At 63.7% G+C, this 23,207-nt stretch carries 19 protein-coding genes; 7 read left to right on the top strand and 12 right to left on the bottom strand.

All coding sequences use genetic code 11. The annotated features are described in order from the left end of the window. Positions 1 to 17 precede the first annotated feature (17 nt). The 4 genes from M2427_RS08300 to M2427_RS08285 all read right to left on the bottom strand — a co-directional run bounded on the left by M2427_RS08300 (position 18) and on the right by M2427_RS08285 (position 1,877). Positions 18 to 401, bottom strand: a complete 384-nt coding sequence (locus tag M2427_RS08300) for a 2Fe-2S iron-sulfur cluster binding domain-containing protein (protein ID WP_280705757.1) — start codon at positions 399 to 401, stop codon at positions 18 to 20. After that, entirely contained in the window at positions 401 to 697 is a 297-nt protein-coding gene (locus M2427_RS08295) for a ferredoxin (protein ID WP_280705756.1), read from the bottom strand. The genes M2427_RS08300 and M2427_RS08295 overlap by 1 nt, the downstream gene beginning before the upstream one ends. 66 nt (positions 698 to 763) lie before the next feature. Continuing rightward, complete coding sequence (locus M2427_RS08290; protein ID WP_234683957.1) at positions 764 to 1,096, bottom strand: 2Fe-2S iron-sulfur cluster-binding protein; 333 nt, start codon at positions 1,094 to 1,096, stop codon at positions 764 to 766. A gap of 10 nt (positions 1,097 to 1,106) precedes the next feature. Beyond that, positions 1,107 to 1,877: an iron-containing redox enzyme family protein gene (locus M2427_RS08285; RefSeq protein WP_280705755.1), complete on the bottom strand. Its 771-nt coding sequence runs from the start codon at positions 1,875 to 1,877 to the stop codon at positions 1,107 to 1,109. Between the two features lie 284 nt (positions 1,878 to 2,161). Here M2427_RS08285 and M2427_RS08280 point away from each other — a divergent pair, with 284 nt between their 5' ends. From M2427_RS08280 to M2427_RS08270, 3 genes are read left to right on the top strand one after another with little or no spacing between them, the layout of a single operon-like run. Further along, positions 2,162 to 3,709, top strand: a complete 1,548-nt coding sequence (locus M2427_RS08280) for a hypothetical protein (protein WP_280705754.1) — start codon at positions 2,162 to 2,164, stop codon at positions 3,707 to 3,709. Between the two features lie 13 nt (positions 3,710 to 3,722). Then, positions 3,723 to 5,219, top strand: a complete 1,497-nt coding sequence (locus tag M2427_RS08275) for an aldehyde dehydrogenase family protein (RefSeq protein WP_280705753.1) — start codon at positions 3,723 to 3,725, stop codon at positions 5,217 to 5,219. Positions 5,220 to 5,272: 53 nt separating this feature from the next. Then, positions 5,273 to 5,746 carry a heme-binding protein gene (locus M2427_RS08270; RefSeq protein ID WP_280705752.1) on the top strand — a complete coding sequence of 158 codons (474 nt, stop codon included), beginning with the start codon at positions 5,273 to 5,275 and terminating at the stop codon, positions 5,744 to 5,746. Between the two features lie 45 nt (positions 5,747 to 5,791). On the opposite strand, the gene M2427_RS08265 is transcribed toward M2427_RS08270, so the two are convergent. The 8 genes from M2427_RS08265 to gltX all read right to left on the bottom strand — a co-directional run bounded on the left by M2427_RS08265 (position 5,792) and on the right by gltX (position 15,115). Continuing rightward, complete coding sequence (locus M2427_RS08265; RefSeq protein WP_280705751.1) at positions 5,792 to 6,559, bottom strand: SDR family oxidoreductase; 768 nt, start codon at positions 6,557 to 6,559, stop codon at positions 5,792 to 5,794. Beyond that, positions 6,556 to 7,671, bottom strand: coding sequence for a sn-glycerol-3-phosphate ABC transporter ATP-binding protein UgpC (ugpC, locus tag M2427_RS08260; protein WP_280705750.1), 1,116 nt, complete (start codon positions 7,669 to 7,671; stop codon positions 6,556 to 6,558). The genes M2427_RS08265 and ugpC overlap by 4 nt, the downstream gene beginning before the upstream one ends. Before the next feature lie 10 nt (positions 7,672 to 7,681). Continuing rightward, positions 7,682 to 8,539 (bottom strand): carbohydrate ABC transporter permease, encoded by an 858-nt coding sequence (locus tag M2427_RS08255; protein WP_280705749.1) that lies wholly within the window; start codon positions 8,537 to 8,539, stop codon positions 7,682 to 7,684. Beyond that, positions 8,532 to 9,461, bottom strand: coding sequence for a sugar ABC transporter permease (locus M2427_RS08250; RefSeq protein ID WP_280705748.1), 930 nt, complete (start codon positions 9,459 to 9,461; stop codon positions 8,532 to 8,534). The genes M2427_RS08255 and M2427_RS08250 overlap by 8 nt, the downstream gene beginning before the upstream one ends. Then, a complete protein-coding gene (locus M2427_RS08245) occupies positions 9,458 to 10,744 on the bottom strand; it encodes an ABC transporter substrate-binding protein (protein WP_280705747.1) in 1,287 nt (428 codons plus the stop codon). The genes M2427_RS08250 and M2427_RS08245 overlap by 4 nt, the downstream gene beginning before the upstream one ends. A gap of 85 nt (positions 10,745 to 10,829) precedes the next feature. Then, positions 10,830 to 12,008, bottom strand: coding sequence for an ROK family transcriptional regulator (locus tag M2427_RS08240; RefSeq protein ID WP_280705746.1), 1,179 nt, complete (start codon positions 12,006 to 12,008; stop codon positions 10,830 to 10,832). A gap of 196 nt (positions 12,009 to 12,204) precedes the next feature. Beyond that, positions 12,205 to 13,509, bottom strand: coding sequence for a citrate synthase (gltA, locus tag M2427_RS08235; protein ID WP_280705745.1), 1,305 nt, complete (start codon positions 13,507 to 13,509; stop codon positions 12,205 to 12,207). 178 nt (positions 13,510 to 13,687) lie between these two features. Beyond that, the gene (gene gltX, locus M2427_RS08230; RefSeq protein ID WP_280705744.1) at positions 13,688 to 15,115 is read right to left on the bottom strand and encodes a glutamate--tRNA ligase; all 1,428 of its coding nucleotides are present in this window, start codon (positions 15,113 to 15,115) and stop codon (positions 13,688 to 13,690) included. Between the two features lie 143 nt (positions 15,116 to 15,258). On the opposite strand from gltX, the gene M2427_RS08225 reads away from it, so the two are divergent. From M2427_RS08225 to M2427_RS08210, 4 genes are all read left to right on the top strand, one after another. Then, the gene (locus M2427_RS08225) at positions 15,259 to 16,935 is read left to right on the top strand and encodes a glutamine--tRNA ligase/YqeY domain fusion protein (RefSeq protein ID WP_280705743.1); all 1,677 of its coding nucleotides are present in this window, start codon (positions 15,259 to 15,261) and stop codon (positions 16,933 to 16,935) included. A 14-nt stretch (positions 16,936 to 16,949) separates the two neighbouring features. Further along, positions 16,950 to 17,336, top strand: a complete 387-nt coding sequence (locus M2427_RS08220; protein ID WP_280705742.1) for a nuclear transport factor 2 family protein — start codon at positions 16,950 to 16,952, stop codon at positions 17,334 to 17,336. 219 nt (positions 17,337 to 17,555) lie between these two features. Further along, entirely contained in the window at positions 17,556 to 20,765 is a 3,210-nt protein-coding gene (locus M2427_RS08215; RefSeq protein ID WP_280705741.1) for an autotransporter outer membrane beta-barrel domain-containing protein, read from the top strand. A gap of 161 nt (positions 20,766 to 20,926) precedes the next feature. Continuing rightward, positions 20,927 to 23,200, top strand: coding sequence for a ComEC/Rec2 family competence protein (locus M2427_RS08210; RefSeq protein WP_280705740.1), 2,274 nt, complete (start codon positions 20,927 to 20,929; stop codon positions 23,198 to 23,200). Positions 23,201 to 23,207 lie beyond the last annotated feature (7 nt).

The following is a 23,207-nucleotide window of genomic DNA, read 5'->3' as shown; positions in this document are numbered from 1 at the left end:
CGGCACCACCCACCAGATCAATCGGGCGAATCGGGCGCAGGGTTCGTCGCCATTGGGCGAGCCCCTGCGCTGGCGGGCTTGGGCGTCCAGGACACACTGACATCGCCCTTGAGAAAGGTCTGGCATGCCATCCGGTAGCCGGCGGCAAATTGCTCCTCCGTGAGGTGCTTGCGCTCCTTCGGCTTGATCGCGTCGGTGTTCTGCAACCCCTTCTCGATGAGGCATTTGCACGTCCCGCAAAGCCCTCCGCCGCATTTGAAGGGGATGCCGCCCTGTTCGCGCAAGGAGATCCGCAGCAGGTTGCTGTCGACGGGGGCCGTGACGGACTTCCCGTTGTTGGTCACGAAGGTGACCTCGATCGTGCCGGTCTTCGCTGCGGGCAGATTTGTGCTATCGGACATCACGACTTGCGCAGCTTCGTGTCCATGTGGCCGAAGGTGGTGAGGTGCTCGAGCTCGCGATAGGCCAGTTCCGGCGTTGCGAATTTCTCGAGGAACTTGGACGGCACCTGATTCACGATCGGCGGCGACCACGCTTCGTCGATCACGTTGATCTTGGTGTCCTTGAGCAGCTCCGCGATCACGAAGGTTGCCTTCTTGGTGCCATAGAACAGATAGTCGTAAGAGGCGAGGGGCCGCAGCCCATCGACGATCTCGGTCCGGAACAGGCCGTCCTTGCTGGTCAGGATCACATACATCGCTCACGTCTCCCGTATTTGCCGAGAATTGCCGCAAGGCCGATACGGCCCCCGGCATTCACTGAATCAACCGACCTTGCCGGCTGCGACGACGTCGGCGAGCGGCGTTGCCTCCTGCGACAGCTCGACGTCGTGAGTGAGCCAGAGCTGGCAGGCCAGCCGATAGCCGGCCTCAATTCGTGCGCCGAGCCGCTTCTTTTCCTTCCAGTTCGGTTCGGGCAGATGCTCGGCGCCCTTGATGATCAGGGCCGCGCACTTCCCGCATTTGCCCATGCCGCAGCCGTAGAGGAAGTTCGGATGGGGAAATTGCCGGATGCCCGCCCTCACGACGAGATTAGTGTTTTCCTTGATCTCGCCGTGAAAGGTCTGGCCGTTCCTGTGAAAGACGACGTTGGGCATGCCGCCTCGCTCAGGCTTGCAGCAACGCGCGCTCGTCGGCGGGGACCTTGGCCTCGCTCATGTCGAGCTCGGCCAGCGGAATGTCCTTGGCGACATAGTCGTGATACAGCGCGGTGGTGTAGAGCAGCCGCATCTGCGCGCCGATTTCACAGATCTTCAGGCAGCGCTGCTGCAGCTCGACCGTGTTGGCGTGCTCGAGCACGATCTGGTAGCCGCGCTCGCCGTGAATTTCATCCGACACGATGTGAAGGTCGAAGAACTCGACTTCCTCGTCGGTGAATTTGTATTTCTCGCGCAAGGTCGGCGTCTGCTTGCGGTAGATCGACGGCACTTGCGATTCCAGGCCGACCACGAGACCTGCCACGGCCACAATCGGGTCCTCGCGCATGGCGACCGAATAGCACCAGCTCTGCAAGCCCCGGGTCGTCGCGGTCATGTTGTCGGGATTCTTGACGCGTTCCGCCGTCGTGCCACAGGCCTCGGCGAAGCGGATCAGCAGATCAGTATGGCGGTCGCCACCGATCTCCTCCTCGTACATGTTGGCAAGCAGGAAGTCCTTGGCTTCCTGATACTGCTCCGGCATGCGCGCGTAGATGTAGCCGAGATAGTCCGCGAACGGGCCGACATAGTGGTAGTGGTTCTCCGCCCAGGACGCGAGATGCGCGCGGCTCAGCTTGCCGCTCGCCCATGCGATGCTGAAGGGAGCCTTGTTGGCGCTCTTGCCCTTGATCGCATTCTCGAGGGCCGTGCGGAATTCCACATGGTTCATCAGCTTTGACATCGTCGCGCTCCTCTGTCGCAGAAAGGGGGCCGGATTGATCGCGGCGATCGGGCCCATGCAATAAAAGTATACAGTATACAATTTTTGTCGAGCGTCAACGCACCACGCTGTGGAAAAGCTTCGTCAAAGCTACGTCATTCTACATTTTATTATACGATATCAGATAGATATGACTTCGTAAGTTTCGATCCCCAGGCGCCTTCGGCAAAATAATTCGCAGTTAGCTGTTGCATTTCTAGAATACAGTATACAAAATTGCTCTACTTCCTGGGGGAGCGCATCGCATGACAATGCCGCAAGTTCCGATCGTCGCCGCGCACTGGGTCTACCTGTTTGGTGTGGCCCTCATCGTCCTGACCATGATCTGGCGTGCCAACGTGGTGGTGCCGTCGGTCCTTGCCACGTTCCTGGTTGCGCTCGCCTGGACGCACAGTCCGATCGCTGCGCTCGGAAGCATCTTCAATGCCAGCTTCACGGCGGCAAAGGAGCTGTTCAACATCTTCCTGGTGATCGCGCTGATGACCGCGCTGCTCAATGCGCTCAAGGTGCTGCGGTCCGACATCAGGATGGTGGAGCCCTTCCGCGCGGTGATGAAGGACGGACACACGGCCTATTTTGTTCTCGCCGGCATCACCTACGTGATCTCGCTGTTCTTCTGGCCGACACCGGCGGTGCCGCTGGTGTCGGCGGTGCTGCTGCCCGCGGCGATCGCGGCGGGACTGCCGCCGCTCGGTGGTGCGCTGGCGATCGCGATCGCAGGCCAGGGCATGGCGCTGTCGTCGGATTACGTCATTGGCGTCGCTCCGGGCATCAGTGCCAAGGCGGCGGGTGCAGCGGTCAGCGCTGCCGCGGTCGCGGACCGGGCGCTGGTGCTGTCGCTGATCACCGGCGGCGTCGCGCTTGTGCTGGGCTACTTTGCCATTCGCAAGCTCATCGCCAAGCCGGATGACAGGCTGCTCGAGCGCTGGCAGGCGCAGTCGAGCAATGGCGAATTGGCGCGCATCGCAGAGGAGGGCACTTTCGACAAGGTCGAGATCGCCCGGGGTACTGCCGGCGACCAGACGCCGCTTGCGAGCCAGGCGCAGATCGACAAGGCGCTTTCCTCGATTCCCGGTTCCCGCGAAAAATGGTCGAAGATTTTTGCGGTGGTGACGCCGCTCGCCTTCCTCGGCGTCATTGTCGTGATGGTGCTCGCCAAGCTCGGGATCGGCCATGATCTCAAAGGCGGTGACGCCGCGGCGCTGGTTGGCGGCGTTGCCGCCGTGCTGATGATCTGCGCCTCGTTCGTCACCGACGACTTGCGCAAATTCCTCGATGTCAGCGCCGACCATGTCACCGAGGGCTTCATCTTCGCGTTCAAGGCCATGGGGTCCGTGCTGCCGATCGCCGGTTTCTTCTTCCTCGGCGCCGAACCGGGATTGTCCGCCCCGATTCTCGGTGTCCCTGCGGCCCAGGCCCCCAATCTCCTGTTCGAACTGGTTCAGGCTGCGCAGCATTGGATTCCGGCAAACCAGGTCTTTGTGTCGTTCGGCGTTCTGATTGCGGGCATGATTACCGGGATCGATGGATCGGGTTTTGCCGGCCTGCCGCTGACCGGATCGCTCTCGGGCGCGTTGGCGCCAACTGTCGGGCTCGATCCCGCGACGCTCGCGGCCATCGGCCAGATGGGCGCGGTGTGGACGGGTGGCGGCACGCTGGTGGCCTGGTCGTCTCTGATCGCGGTGGCCGGGTTCGCGCGCGTGCCGGTCTTCCAGATCGTCCAGACGGTGATGGTGCCGGTGCTGGCGGGGCTGGTGACCTCGACGATCTCAGCGGTCCTGATCTGGCATTGAAGAAGGTACAACGATGATGAGTGACACTGCGACAGCGAGCCTCCGTGGTCCCGAGGCAAGACTGCGGGTCGAGGAGTTCCCGAACCTCATCAATGGCGAGCAGTTGCGGGGCGTTGCGAAGCCGTTCGACAACACCAATCCCGCTGATACGTCCGACATTGTCGGTCGCTTCCAGGCCTCGACGGCTGCCGAGGCGAAGCTCGCGGTCAATGCGGCCGTGGCCGCAAGCGAGCGCTGGAGGAAAACGCCGGTCTCGGCGCGCGCAGCGATTCTCAATTGCGCGGCCGATCGTCTCGAGGCGCAGGCCGACCAGATTGCGCGGGAGATGACGCGCGAGATGGGTAAGGCGCTCAACCTCGCCAGGGACGAGGTCCTGCGCTCGGCACAGACGCTGCGATTCTATGCCGTCGAGGGCCAGTCGCTCGCCGGCGAGGTCTTTCCCAATGATGATCCTGACATGACGGTCTACACGCTGCGCGAGCCGCTCGGCGCTGTGTCGGTCATCACCCCGTGGAATTTTCCCATCTCGATCCCGGCCCGCAAGATCGCGCCTGCGTTGATGACCGGCAATACGGTGGTGTTCAAGCCGTCGTCGGATGCGCCGCTAAGCGGCTATCGTCTTGCCGAGGCGCTGGTGGCGGCCGGGCTGCCCAAGGGCGCCCTGAACTTCGTCACCGGCTCGGCCGGCGAGGTCGGCCCCGCCATCACCGCAGCGCCGGAGATCCGCGCTATTTCCTTTACCGGATCGACAACGGCTGGCGAACAGATCTGCCGGTCGGTCAGCTTCACGACGCGCACGCAGATGGAGCTCGGCGGCAAGAATCCGCTGATCGTGATGGACGATGCCGATCTCGACAAGGCGGTCGACCTGACCGTGAAGGGCGGGCTGTCGCTGGCTGGCCAGGCCTGCACCGGCACCAGCCGCGTGCTGGTCATGAAGCAGGTGCGTGCGGAGTTCACGGAGCGGCTGGTGGCCCGGGTCAAGGCCTTGAAGATCGGCAGCGGGCTGACGGCCGGCATGGACCTCGGGCCGCTCGCGACCGCGAGGCAACTCGACACCGTGTTGCGTTACATCGAAATTGGAAAGCGGGAGGCGACGCTCCTCTGTGGCGGCGAGCGGCTCTCGGGCGCTGGCTATGACGGCGGTTACTACGTCGCGCCGGCGATCTTCACCGATGTCACGCAGCAGATGACGATCGCGCGTGAGGAAATCTTCGGGCCCGTCATCGCGATCATCGAGGTCGAGTCCTATGCAGATGCCATCGCCAAGGCCAACGACACCGAATACGGATTGTCGGCTGCGATCGCGACGCGAAACCCGCGCATCATGCACGATTTCGCCAATGACATTCAGTCGGGGACCGTCAAGATCAACCGGACCACGACCGGCAATCTGATCAATGCGCCGTTCGGAGGCCTGAAGCGGTCGAGCACTTCGACCTTCCGCGAGTCCGGCCGCGCCGGGCTCGAATTCTATACGCAGATCAAGACCGTGTATCGCGGTTGCTGAAAATCCACGCGACGCCGCACGCGCGGTATCGCTGCAGACGAAAAAGGGATGAGATGAGGAAATCGCTCAAGCTTGAACTGGCGGAAGCCAGGCACATGGCGGCCGCAGCGTTGCAGAAGGCCGCGGACATCGGCGTGCTCGAGACGGTTTGCATCGTGGACGATGGCGGTTACCCGATCGTCCTCGAACGGATGGACGGCGCGCGCGTCACCGGGCCGCAAATCGCCTGGAACAAGGCCTTCACGGCAGCCGGCCACAAGCGCTCGACACACTTGTTCAACCAGACGCCGAACGGACCAGCGCTTCCCGGCAATGAGGCGTTCGGTATCCAGTGGAGCTTCGAAGGCAAATTCGCCGTGTTCGTCGGCGGTTTTCCGATCGTGGTCGACGACGAGGTGGTCGGCGGCGTCGGACTCAGCGGCGGCAATGGTGAGCAGGACACGCATTGCGGCGTCGCCGCCTTGCAAGCGCTGCATGATCTTCTGACCGGCCACCGCGTGCTGGTCGCAGCCGACATCAAGAAATGAGCGTGGATGCGGGCGGGATTCCGTGTCCCGCCTGATAGGTATTGGCTAGGCCAGCCCGCCGTCGACCCGGAAACACTGGCAGGTGATGCGCTGGCTCGCGTCGGAGGCGAGGTATACGGCCATGCTGGCGATATCCTCGGGTGTCACCGCATCGGGAATGGCCTGGCGCGTGCGCATCTCGGTGATGACCTGTTCATCCGGATACCACAGACGGCGCTGCCGTTCGGTGATCACCATCCCCGGTGCAATCGCGTTGACGCGGATCCGGTCCGGACCGAACTTGCGGCCGAGCGAATTGGTGAAGCCGACGATGGCTGCCTTGGCGCCGGCATAGACCGGAAGCCCTGGTGCGCCGCGCATCCAGGCGATCGAGGACATGTTGATGATCGAACCGCTGCCGCGCGCCTGCATCTGCGGCACGACGGCTTGTGCGGCAAAGAAGACGTGCTTGAAATTGACACCGATCATCCAGTCGAACTCTCCCGGAGTGACATCAGAGAGCACCTGGCGCTGGTCATTGGCGGCGTTGTTGACGAGAACCGCGGCATTGCCGAGCGATGCGTGCACCTTTGAAAGCGCGGCGCGCAGGGCGTCGATATCCATGAGGTCGCAGGGCACGAACAGCGGTGCCGTGCCGGAGGTCTTCGCCACCTCCTGCGCGAGCGCTTCGCCCGCCTGCGTGTCGAGGTCGAGGAAGGCGACGTGAGAGCCCTGAGCTGCAAACGCGCGGACAAAGGCGGCGCCGATGCCGCTGGCGCCTCCGGTAATCACCACCACGCGATCGGCGAGGTCGGCGTAGGTCGTCTGGGTCATGCGATCAGTCGCTCCGTCTCAGGGTCGAACAGGCAAATGCGGCGGGTATCCAGGGCAAAGGAGGCGGTCGCGCCCGGCGCGGGGCGGATGTCCGGCGAGATGCGGGCCTGCGCGGGCTCGCCACCGAGCCGCAGCAGGACGATGGTCTCCGCACCGGTGGGCTCGACGAGCTCGACGGGTGCGGTGACGATGACGGGCGGGCCTACCGCAGCGGAGAACACGCGGTCGCCCTCGGCGATGCATTCGGGCCTGATCCCGAGCACCACCTCACGGCCGACATAGGACGTCGCCGCCTCGTAGCCTTGCAGGCGGAGGCGGACCTCGTCCGGCCGGCCTGCGCCGATCACCACCACGGGTCCGCCCGCGTCAGCTTCGAGCCGGGCCGGCATCGTGTTCATCGGCGGCGAACCCATGAAGCGGGCGACGAACAGGTTGGCGGGATAGCGGTAGACGGTGTCGGGGTCGGCGAATTGCTGCACCACGCCGCGATGCATCACCGCGATGCGGGTGGCCATCGTCATCGCCTCAATCTGGTCGTGGGTGACATAGATGATGGTGGCACCGATGCGCTGGTGCAGCCGCTTGATCTCCATGCGCATCTCGACGCGCAGCTTGGCATCGAGGTTCGACAACGGCTCGTCGAACAGGAAGAGCAGGGGATCGCGCACCAGCGCACGCCCCATCGCCACGCGCTGGCGTTGGCCGCCTGACAGTTGCGACGGCTTGCGGCCGAGCAGCGGCTCGATCTGGAGCAGCCTGGCGACGTTGGCCACGGCCTTTTCCTGCTCCGCCTTGGCGACGCCCCGGCATTCCATGCCGAAGGTGATGTTCTGGCGCACCGTCATTGACGGATAGAGCGCGTAGGACTGGAACACCATGGCGATGTCGCGGTCCTTGGGCGGCACGTCATTGACCACACGCCCGCCGATCTCGATCGTGCCGTCGCTGGCGCGATCGAGCCCGGCGACGATGTTGAGCAGCGTGGACTTGCCGCAGCCGGACGGCCCGACCAGCACGGTGAATTCGCCGCTCTCGATGTCGAGGTCGATGCCCTTGAGCACCTCGAGATTGGCGTAGCGCTTCGACAGGGCGCGAATGCTCAGTGCTGCCATGACATATCCATCATTTCACGGCCCCGGCAGTGAGGCCGCGTACAAAATACCTGCCGCCGAAGAGATAGATCAGCAAGGTGGGCAGGGCTGCGATGATCACCGCCGCGCTCTGCACACCATGCTTGGGGATATCTGCGACCGGGGCGGACAGCGCGATGAGCGCGGCCGTGACGGGCTGCTGCTGGCCGGTGGTGAAGGTCACACCAAACAGGAACTCGTTCCATATATGGGTGAACTGCCAGATCACGGTGACGATCAGGATCGGGGAGGAGAGGGGCAGAATGATGCGCCAGAAGATCCGAAAGAACCCGGCACCATCGATGCGCGCTGCCCGGATCAGTTCATGCGGAATGGCGATATAGTAATTCCGGCAGAACAGCACGGTGAAGGAGAGCCCCTGAATCGTGTGAATCAGCACGAGCCCCCACAGCGTGTTGATGAGCCCGATGTCCCGCAGCACGATGGTCCAGGGCAACAGGCGCATCTGTTGGGGCAGGAAGAGGCCGAGGGTGACGATGCCGTAGATCCAAACGTCGCCACGAAAGCGCCAGAGCGACACGGCGTAACCGGCGACTGCACCGAGCAGGGTCGAGAAGATCGTCGCCGGGATCGTGATAAGCGCTGAGTTGAACATGTACGGCCGGATGCCGTTGCAGGTCTCGGCGACGCAGAAGCCGCTCCAGGCCAGGGCGTAGTTGCCCCAGGCCCAATGTTGTGGCCAGCCGATCATCGAACCCTGCGCGATCTCCTCGTTGGTCCGGAGCGAGTTCAGCACGACGACGACCAGCGGCGCGAGATAGGCGGCCGCGAACAAGGTCACGATCAGATAAATCAGAGCGCGGCTCGGCGCGAAGCTTCGGTCACGCATGGGTGGCCTGCCGTCGCTGGACATAACGCCACGCTGCATAGGGCAGCAGCACCGCGAGAAGGATGAGCAACATCAGCACCGCAGCCGCCGCACCGCGGCCGAGCTGGCTGCGCTGGAACATCAGATCATAGACGACAAGCGCCGGCAGCTGGGTGGCGATCCCGGGGCCGCCATTGGTGAGCGCGCGGACGAGATCGAAGGCCGAAATCGCAAATTGCAGCTGGACCACGACGACGGTGATGGTGATTGGCCAAAGCGTCGGCAAAATGACGCGCCGATAGGTTCGGAACGGTCCTGCGCCATCGATCTGCGCGGCCCTGATAATGTCGGCGTCGACGGAGCGAAGGCCGGCCAGGAACAGGGCCATGGCGAAGCCCGAGGATTGCCAGATCGCTGCAATCACAATCGTCCAGATCGCCATGTCGCGGTTGACCAGCCAGTCGAACTTGAACGTCATCCAGCCGAGATCATGGACGAGCTTCTCGATCCCGATGCCGGGATTGAGCAGCCAGCTCCAGACCGTTCCGGTGACCACGAACGACACCGCCAGCGGATAGAGAAAGATGGTCCGCAGCACGTTCTCGCCGCGAATGCGCTGATCGAGCAGGATCGCGAGCAAGAGGCCGGTGACCAGGCTGAGCAGCACGAAAGCGGTGCCGAACAACAACAGGTTGTCGAAGGCGATCTGCCAGTTCCGTGACGCCAGGACCGCGGTGTAGTTGCGCAAGCCGACCGTGCCCGTAACAGGGACAAGGGTTGAGGGCGTGAACGAAATCCAGATCGTCCAGATCGAAAACGAAATGAGGTGCGCTGCCGATAACAGCAGCGGCACCCAGATCATCAGAAATTCGGGCAGCCGGCGCACCGCCTCGGAGGTCGCCGACCGGCCGGGTCGCACTGCTGTCGAGGCGACGTCGGTCAACGTGCGCCCTCGACGGCGTCGGCGAGGCGGCTGACGGCCTCCTCCGGCTTGATCGTCTTGTTCTTCACATATTCGGTGATGACGTCGATCATCGCAGCGGTGAGACCGTTTTCCTGCGCCATGTTGTGCGCGAGGCTGAGGACGGCCTGATTGTTGCCAACGGCATTCTTCAGTGCGGCCGCAGTTGTCCGTTGACCATCCGACCAGCCTTCGCCGGACAGATCCACGTCGGTGCGGACGGGGATCGATCCCGTGATCTGCGAATACATGGTCTGGATCGCCGGATCCATCACGAGTTGCGCCATCAACATCTGGCCGGCCTGCAGATCAGCCTCCTTGCGCTGCCAGAAGATGAAGGCATCGGCATTCAACAGGAAGACGGGCTTGCTGTTGTCGCTGGGACCGGGGGTGATGACGTAGTCGTCAAACTTGAAGCCGGCGTTCTTCAACACGCCCTGCGCCCAGCCGCCCATGATCAACATGCCCATGTCGCCGTCGACGAAGCGCTTCAAATTGTTGGCATAGGGTTGGGCGCCGACATTGGGGTCACACCAGTCGGAGATCTTGCGCGTCTGCGCGAAGGCTGCCTTCATCTCAGGGCCCTCCAGCGCCTTCTTGTCGAGATTCATGCAGGCGGCGCGGTATGCCGTCGGACTGATGCCGGCCAGGGACGCCTCGAATTTCTGCCCATCGTCGGCGCGGGTGCCGCCGTTGGCGAGGGGGTAGGCCATTCCGGCCGACTTCATTTTCTCGGCAAGGTCATTGAAGTCAGCCCAGGTGACGGGGACCTTGTCGGCCTTGGCCTTGTCCATTCCGCGCTTGGAGAGGAAGAGCATGTTTGTGCTGTAGATCTGCAACGGCAGCGCAATCCACTTGCCTCCTGGCTTGTGCAATTTTGCAAGGTCCGGCGCGACGACCTTCTCATAGCCGGCAGCCGCGACTACGGCGTCGAGATCGACGGTCGGAGCAATCTTCGACCAGGCGGCAATCTCGGGACCCTTGAGCTGCGAACAGGCCGGCGGATCGCCGGCGATGATCTGGGCGCGCAGCTTGTTCATCATGTCGGTGGTGAAGCCGGGGACGGGCGAGTGCTGCCAGACGCCGCCCTTTTCCTCGAATTTCTTGCCAAGCGCCGTGATCGCGGCACCGTCGCTACCGGCAGACCATTGCGAGATGGCGGTGAGGCGCGGCTTGACGGCGCCTTGCGCACGGGCAAAGGCCGGCAGCGCGAGCGCGGCAGCGGTTCCAGCGAGCAGACGACGCCTTGTTGTTGCGATTGTCATGGCAGTTCCTCCCGGGTGTGAAGTTTGTTTGCGCTGTTTTGGCGCTGTTGTTGGCGTGCGCGAGCCGCACGCGACTTAGGTCATGTCAGGCGGCCTCCGTCGATGCGGCCGGCATGCCGCCGGATCTCGCGAGGCAGAAGGCGGCGAAGGCGAGTGCCGCTTGCGGATCGTTGCCGGTCGACGGCGGCACGAAGGCGAGCGATACCTGCGCCAGTTTCCGGCCGCCGAGCAGACAGGCATCGATCCCATCGACCACGGCCTTGCGACCGTTCTCGTCGAGCAACGACGGCCAGCCGCTGACGACAACGCCACGGCATGGCTTGACGTTCAATGTGTTGCCGATGGCGAGGCCAAGTCTGAAGAGGCGTTGGCGCAGTTCCTGGCGTACCCGCGCGGTGAGGGGGATCGTCGTCACCCAATCACTGCCGAGCTGGACCAGTTCTGCCTCGGTGGTGCGCAGCAGCTCGGCCAACGCCGGCAGCGACGTGTAGGCTTCGACGCAGCCGTGATGACCGCAGCGGCAGCGAGGGCCGTCGGTCCCGAACACCATGTGGCCGAGCTCGACCGGGTCGAGCGCGTCGTCCTCGCTCGGATCGTCGACCCAGGCACCGGCAACGCCTTGGCCGACGAACACGAACAGGTGTGGGTCGCTGCAGGGATAGTTTTCCGTGCGGCAACGATGAAACGAGGCATGCGCCACCACCGAATTGGTGAAGGTGACAGGCACGCCCGCGAACATCTCGCCGACCATGTCGCCGATCTGTCCGACGTCGCAGGGGATGATGGGGTTGCCAAACTCACTCAGGCGACCGAGGCCGGGAACAGTGACACCAACCTGCGCGAGCCTGATGCGCCGCCGCCGCGTCCAGTCGCGCAGCAAATTCAACGCTTCGCCGAACACCCGGCCGACGGTTTCGACGGTCGGCTTTCTCGGCAGCGGCACTCGCCCGGTGTAATGCAACTCGCCCGACAGACTACCAACGCCGACGCTGAGCCATTGTCCGGTGAGCTCGAGCGCCGCAAGCGCCACCGCGGGATCGAGCGATACCAGGCCAGTGGGGCCGCCGACGTAAGGGGCAGGGCGTCTGACTTCCTCGATCAGGCCTTCGGCCTTCAGGTCAAACAGGATGCGCGACAGGCTTGCTTCGGACAGGCGTACAGCTTTCGCCAGCGGCGGCCGGAATGAGCCGCCGGACTGAAGCAAATGAGTCAAAATGGCGGCACGCGTCTGCCGCCGACTTCTCGGCTGCTCCGGCATTTCCATCCCTATCGTCATTCTTACTTAGAGTAAGAATTTGCCTACGGAGCGTTTCAACTGTCAAGCGCTCGTCGGTGTGATGGGCCGACTTGTTGTTGTGCGCGGCACAAGACCAGCTGCATCCTTATCAGTTCGTAGGGTGCGCAAACAAAAACGGCGCCATCTTGCGATGGCGCCGTTTCGTAAGACCTAAAGTCTAGACTTACTTGCGATCCTTGATCGCGACGTAGTCGCGGCGGGTGACGCCGGTGTAGAGCTGGCGCGGACGGCCGATCTTCTGCTGCGGGTCCTCGATCATCTCGCTCCACTGGCTGATCCAGCCGACGGTGCGGGCGACCGCGAACAGCACGGTGAACATCGAGACCGGGAAGCCCATCGCCTTCAGCGTGATGCCCGAATAGAAGTCGACGTTCGGGTACAGCTTGCGGTCGATGAAGTACTGGTCGCTGAGCGCGATCTTCTCGAGCTCGAGCGCCACCTTCAGCATCGGATCGTCGCCATGGCCGGTCTCCTTGAGCACGGCGTGACACATCTTCTGCATGATCTTGGCGCGCGGATCATAGTTCTTGTAAACGCGATGACCGAAGCCCATCAGGCGGACCTCGGAGTTCTTGTCCTTCACCTTGGCGATGAACTCGGGGATCTTGTCCACGGTGCCGATCTCGGCAAGCATCGCAAGCGCGGCTTCGTTGGCGCCGCCATGCGCCGGGCCCCAGAGGCAGGCGATGCCGGCGGCGATGCAGGCGAACGGGTTGGCGCCGGAGGAGCCGGCGATACGCACCGTCGAGGTCGAGGCATTCTGCTCGTGATCGGCGTGCAGGATGAAGATCTTGTCCAGCGCGTCAGCGAGCACCGGGTTGATCTTGTACTCCTCGCACGGCACCGCGAAGCACATGTTCAGGAAGTTTTCGGCGAACTTCAGCGAGTTCTTCGGGTACACGAAGGGCTGGCCGATGGTGTATTTGTAGGCCATCGCCGCCAGCGTCGGGATCTTCGCGATCATGCGCATGGAAGCGATCATGCGCTGCTTCGGATCGTTGATGTCGGTCGAGTCGTGATAGAACGCGGCGAGAGCGCCGACCGAAGCCACCATGACAGCCATCGGGTGGGCGTCGCGGCGGAAGCCCTGGAAGAAACGGGCCATCTGCTCGTGCACCATCGTGTGATGGATCACGCGGTCGTCGAAATCCTTCTTCTGCGCGGCGGTCGGGAGATCCCCGTAGAGCAGCAGATAGCAGGTCTCGAGGAAGTCGCCATTCTCGGCCAGTTGCTCGATCGGGTAGCCGCGGTATTCCAGAACGCCCGCGTCACCGTCGATATAGGTGATCTTGGACTGGCAGCTCGCGGTCGAGGTGAAGCCGGGATCGTAGGTGAACAGGCCGGACTGGCCGTACAGCTTGCCTATATCGACGACGTCAGGCCCGACGCTGCCGCTGTGGATCGGGAGATCGTAGTTCTTGTTTCCAACCGTCAGCGTGGCGGTCTTTGGGCTTTCTTTTGCGTCCATCAGAGGTCCCCGATGTAAGGTGAAACGGGCCGGACCCGGAAGGCCCCGAGACATGGTGGGACAGGCCGGATGTTCCAGAAGGTACGGCCAAGATGGGTATATTATTGCTGTGTGCGCTGCAAGATCATGGCAGCCATGGCCGACTTAGGTCGTAGCATCGTCCTTGCCTAGTTCTTGCTTAGTCCTTGGCCTGATCCTTGAGCCGGGCGAGGCTCTCCTGGCGTCCCAGCACGTCCAAGACCTCAAAAATACCAGGCGAGGTGGTGCGGCCGGTGAGCGCCGCCCGCAACGGCTGAGCAACCGCGCCGAGCTTGAGACTATTTTCCTCGGCAAAAGCGCGCAGCGCGGCCTCCGTCGTGGCGCCGCTCCAGGTTTCGACATTCTCCAGCGCGGAATGAAGCTGGCCGATCAGCTTGCGATTATCAGGCGTTAGCAGAGCTGCTGCCTTCGGATCGAGCTGCAACGGGCGGTCGGCGAAGATGAAATAGGCGCCGTCGATCAGCTCGAGCAACGTCTTGGCCCGCTCCTTCAGGGCCGGCATCGCCTTGAGCAGCTGGCCGCGCGTGGTGTCGTTTAACTTGGCCTTAATCTCGTCGCGGGCGGGCACGACGTGGTCGAGCACGTCCTCGAACATCCTCACGAGCGATTGATCGTCGGCGTGACGGATGTAATGGCCGTTGAGGTTTTCCAGCTTGGCGAAGTCGAAGCGAGCGGCGGCGCGGCCGACATTGGCGAGGTCGAAGGCTGCGACCATCTCCTCGGTCGAGAAGATCTCCTGGTCGCCATGACTCCAGCCGAGCCGGACAAGGTAGTTGCGGAGCGCGGCCGGGAGGTAACCCATGGCGCGGTAGGCATCGACGCCGAGCGCGCCGTGCCGCTTCGACAGTTTCGAGCCGTCCGGACCGTGGATCAGCGGGATGTGGGACATGTTCGGCAACGCCCAGCCCATCGCATCGTAGATCTGCTTCTGGCGCGCGGCGTTGATCAGGTGGTCGTCGCCGCGGATGACGTGGGTGACGCCCATGTCGTGGTCGTCCACGACCACCGCGAGCATGTAGGTGGGGTTGCCATCGCCGCGCAGCAGGACGAGGTCGTCGAGGTTCTCGTTCTGCCAGACCACGCGGCCCTGGACCTGGTCCTCGATCACGGTCTCGCCGGTCTGCGGCGCGCGCAGGCGGATGGTCGGCTTGACGTCGGATGGTGCGGTGGCCGGATCGCGGTCGCGCCACATGCCGTCATAGAGGCGGGTGCGCCCCTCGGCGCGTGCCTTCTCGCGCATGGCGGCGAGCTCCTCGGCGGTGGCGTAGCAGCGATAGGCCTTGCCGTCGGCGAGCAACTGCTCGGCAACCTCGCGGTGCCGGGCGGCGCGGCTGAACTGGTAGATGACGTCGCCATCCCAGCCGAGCTCCAGCCATTTCAGCCCGTCCAGAATCGCGCCGATCGCGGCCTCGGTCGAGCGCTCCCGGTCGGTGTCCTCGATCCGGAGCAGCATCTTGCCGCCGTGCTTCTTCGCATAGAGCCAGTTGAACAGCGCCGTGCGGGCGCCTCCGATGTGGAGGAAGCCGGTCGGCGAGGGAGCGAAGCGGGTAACGACGGAATCGGTCATTCTTGGCAGGGCCTATGCATTGGAGGCGGTGGTATATAACAGGACCGGAGCATAACTAAAGCCCGGCAGCGGTGCCTTAAGGCCTTGGCGCAGCCAAGCGAATTTGGCAGAAGGACCGCTGATTTCCCTACAGGATTTTCGTAATGACAGAACCGGTGGCGACTGAGGTTGGGCGCGATTTCATTCGTGACATCATCCAGGCCGACCTCGATCAGGCCAAGTACAAGGAGATCGTGACCCGGTTCCCGCCGGAGCCGAACGGCTACCTGCATATCGGCCACGCCAAGTCGATCGCGCTCAATTTCGGCATCGCCCAGGAGTTTCCGGGGCGCTGCCATCTGCGCTTCGACGACACCAATCCGGTCAAGGAAGAGCAGGAATATATCGATTCCATCCAGGCCGATGTGCACTGGCTCGGCTACGACTGGGGCAAGAACCTGTTCTACGCCTCCGATTATTTCGACCGCCTGTACGAATGGGCCGAGAAGCTGATCCGCGACGGGCTCGCTTATGTCGACGACCAGACCCAGGAGGAGATCCGGCTCTCGCGCGGCACGCTGACGGAGCCCGGCAAGAACTCGCCGTTCCGCGACCGCGGCGTGGACGAGAATCTCGACCTGTTCCGCCGCATGAAGGCGGGCGAATTCCCGAACGGCGCGCGGGTGCTGCGCGCCAAGATCGACATGTCCGCGGGCAACATCAATCTGCGCGACCCCGTGCTCTATCGCATCCTGCACGCGCACCATCCGCGCACCGGGACCAAGTGGAGCATCTATCCGAGCTACGACTATGCGCACGGTCAGTCGGACGCGATCGAAGGCATCACCCATTCGATCTGCACGCTGGAGTTCGAGGATCACCGGCCGCTCTATGACTGGTTCATCGAAAAGCTGCCGGTGCCGTCCAAGCCGCACCAGTACGAGTTCGCGCGCCTGAACCTGACCTACACGCTGCTGTCCAAGCGCGTCTTGACCCAGCTTGTCCGCGACGGTCACGTCGCAGGCTGGGACGATCCGCGCATGCCGACCATGGCGGGCATGCGCCGCCGCGGCGTGCCGCCGGCCGCGCTCCGCGAATTCGTCAAGCGCATCGGTGTCGCCAAGGCCAACAGCGTGGTCGATGTCGGCATGCTCGAGTTCTGCATCCGCGAGGAATTGAACCGCACGTCGCAGCGCCGTATGGGCGTGCTGCGACCGCTGAAGGTCGTGATCGAGAACTATCCGGAAGGGCAGAGCGAGGAGCTCGAGGCGATCAACCACCCGGACGATCCGAGCGCCGGCACGCGCAAGATCACGTTCGGCCGCGAGCTCTATATCGAGCAGGACGACTTCATGGAGAATCCCCCGAAGAAGTTCTTCCGTCTGTCGCCCGGCAACGAGGTGCGGCTGCGCTACGCCTATTTCGTCAAGTGCACCGGCGTGATCAAGAACGACAAGGGCGAGGTGGTGGAGCTGCGCTGCACCTACGATCCCGCGACCAAGGGCGGCAACGCGCCCGACGGCCGCAAGGTCAAGGCGACCATGCACTGGCTGCCGGCGGCGAATTCGGTGCCCGCGGAGATCCGCATCTACAACCAGCTGTTTGCGAACCCCAGCCCGGATGCCTCGAACTTCGCAGCCGATCTCAATCCGAACTCGCTGGAGATTCTCTCAGACGCTCGGATCGAGGCGTCGGTTGCGCAGAGCAATTCGACCGAGCCGATGCAGTTCGAACGCCAGGGCTATTTCGTGCGCGACAAGGATTCGACGCCGGGCAAGCCGGTGTTCTCCCGCACCATCGGCCTGCGTGACACGTTCGCGAAGGAAGTCGCCAAAGGCTGACGGGGGCAAGGCTCATGAGCAACGATGCCGACGCCATCGTTTCAGCCATCATCGCGAAATGGTGCGCCGGCTTCGCGACGCTCGATGCAGCCGCGCTGTCGTCGCTCTATTCACGGAACGCGTTCTTCTTCGGCTCCAACCCAAAACTCTATCGGGGCAGGGACGGCGTCGCCGACTATGTCAACGGCCTGCCGCGCTGGCGCAATCCGAGCGCCACCTTTTTCGACGTGCAGGCGGCGCATGCAGGGCCTGACCTGATCAACATGGGCGCGACCATCAATTTCGATCTCGCCGGCGAGCGGCCCGATCTCGTCGTCAAGATGAGCTGGGTCATCATGCGCGAGGACGGCGACTGGAAGATTGTCAATCACCATGCCTCGGCGAAGGCGCCGCTGATTTGACGGGGCTAGGCTCCGCCAGCCGGGCCACGTGTCTCCAGGGCAACAGGGTCCCTTTTTGATCGGGACCCACATGGCTGACATTTACAGCGCTGCGAGCACCGTGCGACAACCTCACGTGGAAGTTGGGGACACGTGGTGAATGGGAATTGGGGTGGGGCGCGCCGCCTCCTGACCGGGGCACGCGCAGTGTTGTTGGCAGCTTCGGGTTGCATTGGCGGGATGGCGATCGCGGCGTCAGCCGCGCCAGCCTACGCCGATTGCGCGCCGGCTGCCGGCAATGACGTCACGGCCACCTGCACGGGCACGACGACCAACCAGGGCAGCGGCTCGCCTGGTACCAGCGCTGGAGTCAACGGTTTTGGTTCTGGCATCGAGACCAACCTAAACACGACCGTGCTCCTGGGCGCGACTGTGACCGGAAATTCGGCCGGCATCGCCTACGGGTCGGGCGCAGTGATCAATTCCGGCACGATCTCCGGGGCCGGCGCCAACGGCTTTGCCGTAGTTGCGACCGGGGACATCGCGATCACCAATTCCGGCACGATCGCGGCCAACAGTTCGTTGAGCCTTGCCATCTTCACTCAGGGCAGCGCGACGGTGGCCAATTCGGGCAGCATTTCCGGAAGCTTTGGAGGCATCGATAGCTACGGCGCCGCTACGGTGACCAATTCCGGCATGATTGCAGGCGGCCTGTTCTATGGGATCGTGTCGGGCGCCGACGCCAATGTAGGCAATTCCGCCACCATCATGGGATGGGACGGCATCCGCGCCGGTGTCGTCACGTTGACGAACTCCGGCACCCTCACGGGGACCCATGGCTACGGCGTCTATGCGTTGTCGACCGCGGTCGTGACGAATTCCGGTACCATAACCGGCGCCGGTTCCGCCGGCATCAATGTGGTCAGCGGCGCCCTGACCTTGACGAACTCCGGCACGATCTCGGGGGGCTCCAACGGCATTGCGGCAAATACTTCCGCGGTAGTCACGAACTCGGGCACCATCACCGGCACGAGCGGCAACGGCATCTACGCCTTCAACGGCTCCGCTCAGGTGACCAACTCCGGCTTAATTACATCGGGCAACACCGGCGTTTCGGCTGCCTCCAGCGTCAGCCTGACGAACTCCGGAACGGTCGCGGGCGCGAGCGGTTACGGCGTCTACGCCGCCGGCGATGCTGCGACCGTGATCAATTCCGGCGCCATCACGGGCGGCCAGCAGGGCGTCTACGCCTTCAAGAGTGCGAGTGTGACAAACTCCGGCACCATCACCGGGATCACCGGCGGCATCATAGCCAATGCCTCCGCCAACGTGACCAATTCCGGCACGATTTCGACGTCCGGGGCCAACAGCACCGCGATTTATGCCAACACCAACGCGGCGGTGAGCAATTCGGGAATCATCGCGGCGACGGGCTTGGGCGGCTCTGCGGTTTCTGCGGGCGGTGACATCGCGATCACCAACTCCGGCACGATCGCGGCCAGCGGCTCTTTCGGCACGGCCGTGTTCACGACGGGCAGCGCGACGGTGGTCAATTCCGGCACCATCGCTGGAACTTTCGGAGGCTTGGACTCCTACGGAGTCACGACGGTGAACAATACCGGCACGATTGCCGGCGGTTTGTTCTACGGCATCGTTTCCGGCAGCAGCGCCAACGTGACCAACTCCGGCGCTATCACGGGATGGGATGGCATCCGCGGCGCTATCGTGAACCTGACGAATTCCGGCACGATCACGGGGACCCACAGTAACGGCATTTTTGCTTTGTCGTCGGCGTTCGTGACCAATTCCGGCACGATCAAGGGCACGGGTTTCGCTGGCATTAGGGCGGTTGGCGGTGCCGCGACCGTGAGCAATTCTGGCGTTGTCACGGGGACCAACAGCGGTATCGTTGCAGGCACGAGTGTCAGCCTGACCAATTCCGGAACGGTCATGGGTACGAACGGCTACGGCGTCTACGCCTTCACCAGCGCGACCGTTACAAACTCCGGGAGCATCATCGGCGGCAGCGCCGGGATCTACGCTCAGACGTCCGCCAGCGTGACTAATTCCGGAATGATCTCGGGCGCGTCGGGCATTGTCGCGCTTGCGAGTGGCGACGTCAGTAATTCCGGTACGATCATCGGCACCAGTGGCATCGCCATCCAGCTTAACGCCAGCGGCGTCGCGGCATCCGATACGCTGACTGTGCTTCCAGGAGCACGGTTCGGTGGCAAGGTCGATTTCGGCGGTGGCGCCGACAAGGTCACCTTCGGGCCTGGAAGCTGGATCCTGAACACCGCCAATTTCGACGCCACGCTCTCGACTGTTGCGACGGCCGGCAATCCGTATGTCGTGACGCCGAACCAGATCATCGTCGGCGAGCTCTCGGGATTCGGTGCTCAGAACCGCGCCATAATGGACATCACCGGCTGGATTTCGTCGGTGCTGCCAGATGTGCCGGTGTTTGTGCCTGGTGCGGGGGCGGGTGGTCGGAACTCATTCGCCGCCCTCGACAGTGAAGCATCCCCGTTCGATGCATTTACGAATTTTCCGCCGGATGCATTGGGCTATGCCGAGGCGCCGGCGTTCAAGGCCAGTAGCGCAACTTACGCCGACGGCAGCACGGTCTGGGCCAAGGGCTTTGGCGGCCAGCGACAGCAGGCGACCAATGGTGCGTTCATCGGCGCCGCAACGACCGGGTATGGCGGAGCGGTCGGCTACGAGCGCTTGGTTGGTCCCGACCTGAAGATTGCTGTTCTGATCGGCGGCAGCACCAACCGGACCAATCTCTATCAAAGCGCCGGCAATTCCGGCACCGACACCATGTTCGGTGGCGCCTATGGCCGAAAAACCTGGGGGGCCAACTTCCTCGATCTGGCTGTGATCGGCGGCTCTCTCGACAACACCACTGTCCGCAACATCGGCGGCGGTCTTGCGCTCCTGAGTGCAAGTGCAACCTATGGCGGCTGGTTCATCAGCCCATCTTTGGTGGCCGGGCGACGTATCGATATCGATGGACGTGGTTTCACCGTCACCCCTGCCTTGAAAGTCCGCTACGTCGATGTGCATTTTGACGGCTATGCCGAGACTGGGGCAGGAGCTGCCGATCTCACCGTCGCGGACCGGGACTTGCGGGCGCTCGAGGAGCGCGCAGAGGTGACCTTTGCCAACTCGTCGACCACGGCCAATGGCAATCTCGCGACCGTGCGCGTCACCGGCGGCGTGCTCGGCCAGCAGCGCACAGCGGGTGGCCAGGTCAATGTCGCTCTGCTCGGACTGAACTTCCTTGCCGCCACCCCGGACCCCGCCAAGGTGACCGGCGCTTACGGAGCAGTCGGTCTCGATTGGCGGATGGGCAGGGTGACCTTGTTCGCGGCGGGCGAATACTCCTACACAAACGACACCGCGCGCAGCTATGCCGGAAAGGGCGGCGTGCACGTCGGCTGGTAGCCGGCCGGCCACTGCCGTGTTCATCCTCCCGTGTGGCCTCCACGTCTTCGCCGGCACCTTCTCCCTTCTCCCCCCGGGTTTCTGCATCTGTTCCGCTATCCCGCGCCGGGCAGCTTCAAGTAGCTTCGATGTTCGTCGTGTACCTTAAGGTGTAGCGCTCAATGGCGGAGCCAGGCCGGCCTCAACGTTCAGGGATTGCCGGAACCTGGCCCATAGGCCGGGCGGGGACGAGCGGCCTCGTGCCAGCCGGTGTTGGCGTATGGTCGTCGTTTGCTGGGGCGCTACGCGAATGGGCGAAGGCCGAAGCCGGTGCCGGGCGGCTGTTCCCCTGGGTGCCTATCGCCTTCGGCTGCGGCATCGCGCTCTACTTCGCCGCCGATCATGAACCCGTGCTGTGGGTTGCTGTCGCGACGGCGGCGTCGCTCGCGCTCGGCGCCGTTCTTCTGCGACGAAGCCGGCTGTTCGCGCCCGCCATCATGATCGCGGCGGTCGCGGCCGGATTTGCTGCGGCGACGTGGAAGACGGCGCGCATCGCGCACACGGTGCTCGCAAAGCCTCTTTATTCAGTGTCGCTGTCGGGCTTCGTCGAAACCCGCGACATCCGCGAACGCACCGACCGTTTCGTGCTGCACGTCACCACGATGGATGCGCAGCGCAGTGACGTGAAGCTCGAGCGCGTTCGTCTCTCCGTGCGCAAGGGCACCGCGCCCGATGTCGGCAGCTTCGCACAATTGAAGGCACGGCTGATGCCGCCGCTGTCGCCGCTGCGGCCGGGCAGCTACGATTTCTCGCGGGACATGTTCTTTCAGGGCATCGGTGCCTCCGGCTTTGCGATGGGGGCGATCACAACTGTGACCCCCCCAGCCTCAGGCGGATTGCAGCTACGATACGCTGCGATCATGCAGGGCCTGCGCGATGCGATCGATGCCCGCATCCGCGCCGTGCTCGACGGCGACAACCGCGCGATCGCGACCGCGCTCTTGACCGGCCGGCGCGACGCAATCACCACGCCCGTCAACGATGCGATGTTTATCTCCGGGCTTGGCCACGTCCTCTCGATTTCCGGCTACCACATGGCGGTCGTCGCCGGCGTTGTGTTCTTCACGGTCCGCGCGCTGCTCGCGCTGATCCCGGGACTGGCGGCGGGCTTTGCCATCAAGAAATGGTCGGCCGCCGCGGCACTGGTCGCTTCTGCATTCTATTTGCTGCTCTCGGGCGCTGAGGTCGCAACCCAACGATCGTTCTTCATGACGGCCGTCGTGCTGATCGCCGTCATCGTCGATCGTCGGGCGATCACGTTCCGCACGCTCGCGGTGGCGGCGTTGATCGTGCTCGCGGTCGCGCCGGAAGCGCTGGTGCATCCGAGTTTTCAAATGTCGTTTGCGGCAACGCTTGGGCTGGTGGCAATGGTGCAGATCGGCATGCCGAAGCTGTTCGCTTCGCCCGATCATTCGACCACCGCGCGGATTGCTCTATGGGGCGGCCGCGAGATCGCGATGCTGTTCATGGCATCCATGATCGCGGGGCTTGCGACCACGCCTTATGCCGCCTTCCATTTCCACCGCATCACGCCCTACGGCGTGCTCGCCAATCTCGGCGCGATGCCGGTGGTCTCGGCACTGGTGATGCCCGCCGGGCTGCTCGGATTGCTCGCAGCGCCATTCGGGCTCGACGGCGTGTTCTGGTGGCTGATGGGGATCGGCATCGACTGGATGATTTTGGTCACGCGCTGGGTGGCGGCATTGCCGGGTGCGATCGGTCACGTCGGCGCCTTCGGCACCGCGCCGCTGATTGCCGCGAGCCTGGGGCTCGTCCTGATGGGCCTGTTGCGCACGCCGCTGCGCTGGTCGGGTGCGTGCGTGCTCGTGGCTGCGACCGTCTGGGGTTTGTCCGTTCGGCAACCCGATATCCTGATTGCCGCTGACGGCCAGACCATCGCGGCGCGAGGCAGGGACGGGCAACTGCATCTGATCGGGACGAAGAAGGACAATTTCCTGCTGAAGGAGTGGCTTGCCGCGGACGCTGACCCGCGCGATGCGGCCAGCGCCTCGCTTGGTGATGGTGTGTCATGCGACGATGCCGGCTGCGTGACGCCGCTTGCCGATGGCCGCATGGTCGCCTTGGCGCTACGCATCGACGCGCTGGCCGATGATTGCAGCCGCGCTGCGCTTGTTGTGACGACAAGGCCGGCGCCCGCCGATTGCACTGCGATGGTGGTCGATCGGCCGCGCCTGATGAGCCAGGGCGCCCTGGCGCTGACCCGGCGCGGCGACGGCTTTGCGATCCAGTCGGTGAAGGCGAGGGGCGCAAACCGACCCTGGTCGCCGGCCGCGGCCGGCGATGGAGATTTCGAGACGACCCTCATGCCTCGGTCGGCGGCACAGCGTGCCAAGGACGCAACACCGGCGGAAGCCGACCAGCAGGCCGAGGACTGATATCCGC

Source organism: Bradyrhizobium sp. BR13661, from assembly GCF_029892425.1.
Lineage (GTDB): Bacteria > Pseudomonadota > Alphaproteobacteria > Rhizobiales > Xanthobacteraceae > Bradyrhizobium.
The sequence above is the reverse complement of the archived record's forward strand: the minus strand, read 5'-3'. Positions and strand labels throughout refer to the sequence as shown.

Excerpts from the sequence above, each read along its gene's own strand:
- M2427_RS08290 (WP_234683957.1), bottom strand. The coding sequence starts at position 1,096 with ATGCCCAACGTCGTCTTTCACAGGAACGGCCAGACCTTTCACGGCGAG.
- M2427_RS08220 (WP_280705742.1), top strand. The coding sequence starts at position 16,950 with ATGAGCAACGATGCCGACGCCATCGTTTCAGCCATCATCGCGAAATGG.
- M2427_RS08300 (WP_280705757.1), bottom strand. The coding sequence starts at position 401 with ATGTCCGATAGCACAAATCTGCCCGCAGCGAAGACCGGCACGATCGAG.
- M2427_RS08265 (WP_280705751.1), bottom strand. The coding sequence starts at position 6,559 with ATGACCCAGACGACCTACGCCGACCTCGCCGATCGCGTGGTGGTGATT.
- gltA (WP_280705745.1), bottom strand. The coding sequence starts at position 13,509 with ATGGACGCAAAAGAAAGCCCAAAGACCGCCACGCTGACGGTTGGAAAC.
- M2427_RS08215 (WP_280705741.1), top strand. The coding sequence starts at position 17,556 with ATGGCGATCGCGGCGTCAGCCGCGCCAGCCTACGCCGATTGCGCGCCG.
- M2427_RS08280 (WP_280705754.1), top strand. The coding sequence starts at position 2,162 with ATGACAATGCCGCAAGTTCCGATCGTCGCCGCGCACTGGGTCTACCTG.
- ugpC (WP_280705750.1), bottom strand. The coding sequence starts at position 7,671 with ATGGCAGCACTGAGCATTCGCGCCCTGTCGAAGCGCTACGCCAATCTC.
- M2427_RS08275 (WP_280705753.1), top strand. The coding sequence starts at position 3,723 with ATGATGAGTGACACTGCGACAGCGAGCCTCCGTGGTCCCGAGGCAAGA.
- M2427_RS08285 (WP_280705755.1), bottom strand. The coding sequence starts at position 1,877 with ATGTCAAAGCTGATGAACCATGTGGAATTCCGCACGGCCCTCGAGAAT.
- gltX (WP_280705744.1), bottom strand. The coding sequence starts at position 15,115 with ATGACCGATTCCGTCGTTACCCGCTTCGCTCCCTCGCCGACCGGCTTC.
- M2427_RS08240 (WP_280705746.1), bottom strand. The coding sequence starts at position 12,008 with ATGGAAATGCCGGAGCAGCCGAGAAGTCGGCGGCAGACGCGTGCCGCC.
- M2427_RS08255 (WP_280705749.1), bottom strand. The coding sequence starts at position 8,539 with ATGCGTGACCGAAGCTTCGCGCCGAGCCGCGCTCTGATTTATCTGATC.
- M2427_RS08270 (WP_280705752.1), top strand. The coding sequence starts at position 5,273 with ATGAGGAAATCGCTCAAGCTTGAACTGGCGGAAGCCAGGCACATGGCG.
- M2427_RS08210 (WP_280705740.1), top strand. The coding sequence starts at position 20,927 with ATGGCGGAGCCAGGCCGGCCTCAACGTTCAGGGATTGCCGGAACCTGG.
- M2427_RS08295 (WP_280705756.1), bottom strand. The coding sequence starts at position 697 with ATGTATGTGATCCTGACCAGCAAGGACGGCCTGTTCCGGACCGAGATC.
- M2427_RS08245 (WP_280705747.1), bottom strand. The coding sequence starts at position 10,744 with ATGACAATCGCAACAACAAGGCGTCGTCTGCTCGCTGGAACCGCTGCC.
- M2427_RS08225 (WP_280705743.1), top strand. The coding sequence starts at position 15,259 with ATGACAGAACCGGTGGCGACTGAGGTTGGGCGCGATTTCATTCGTGAC.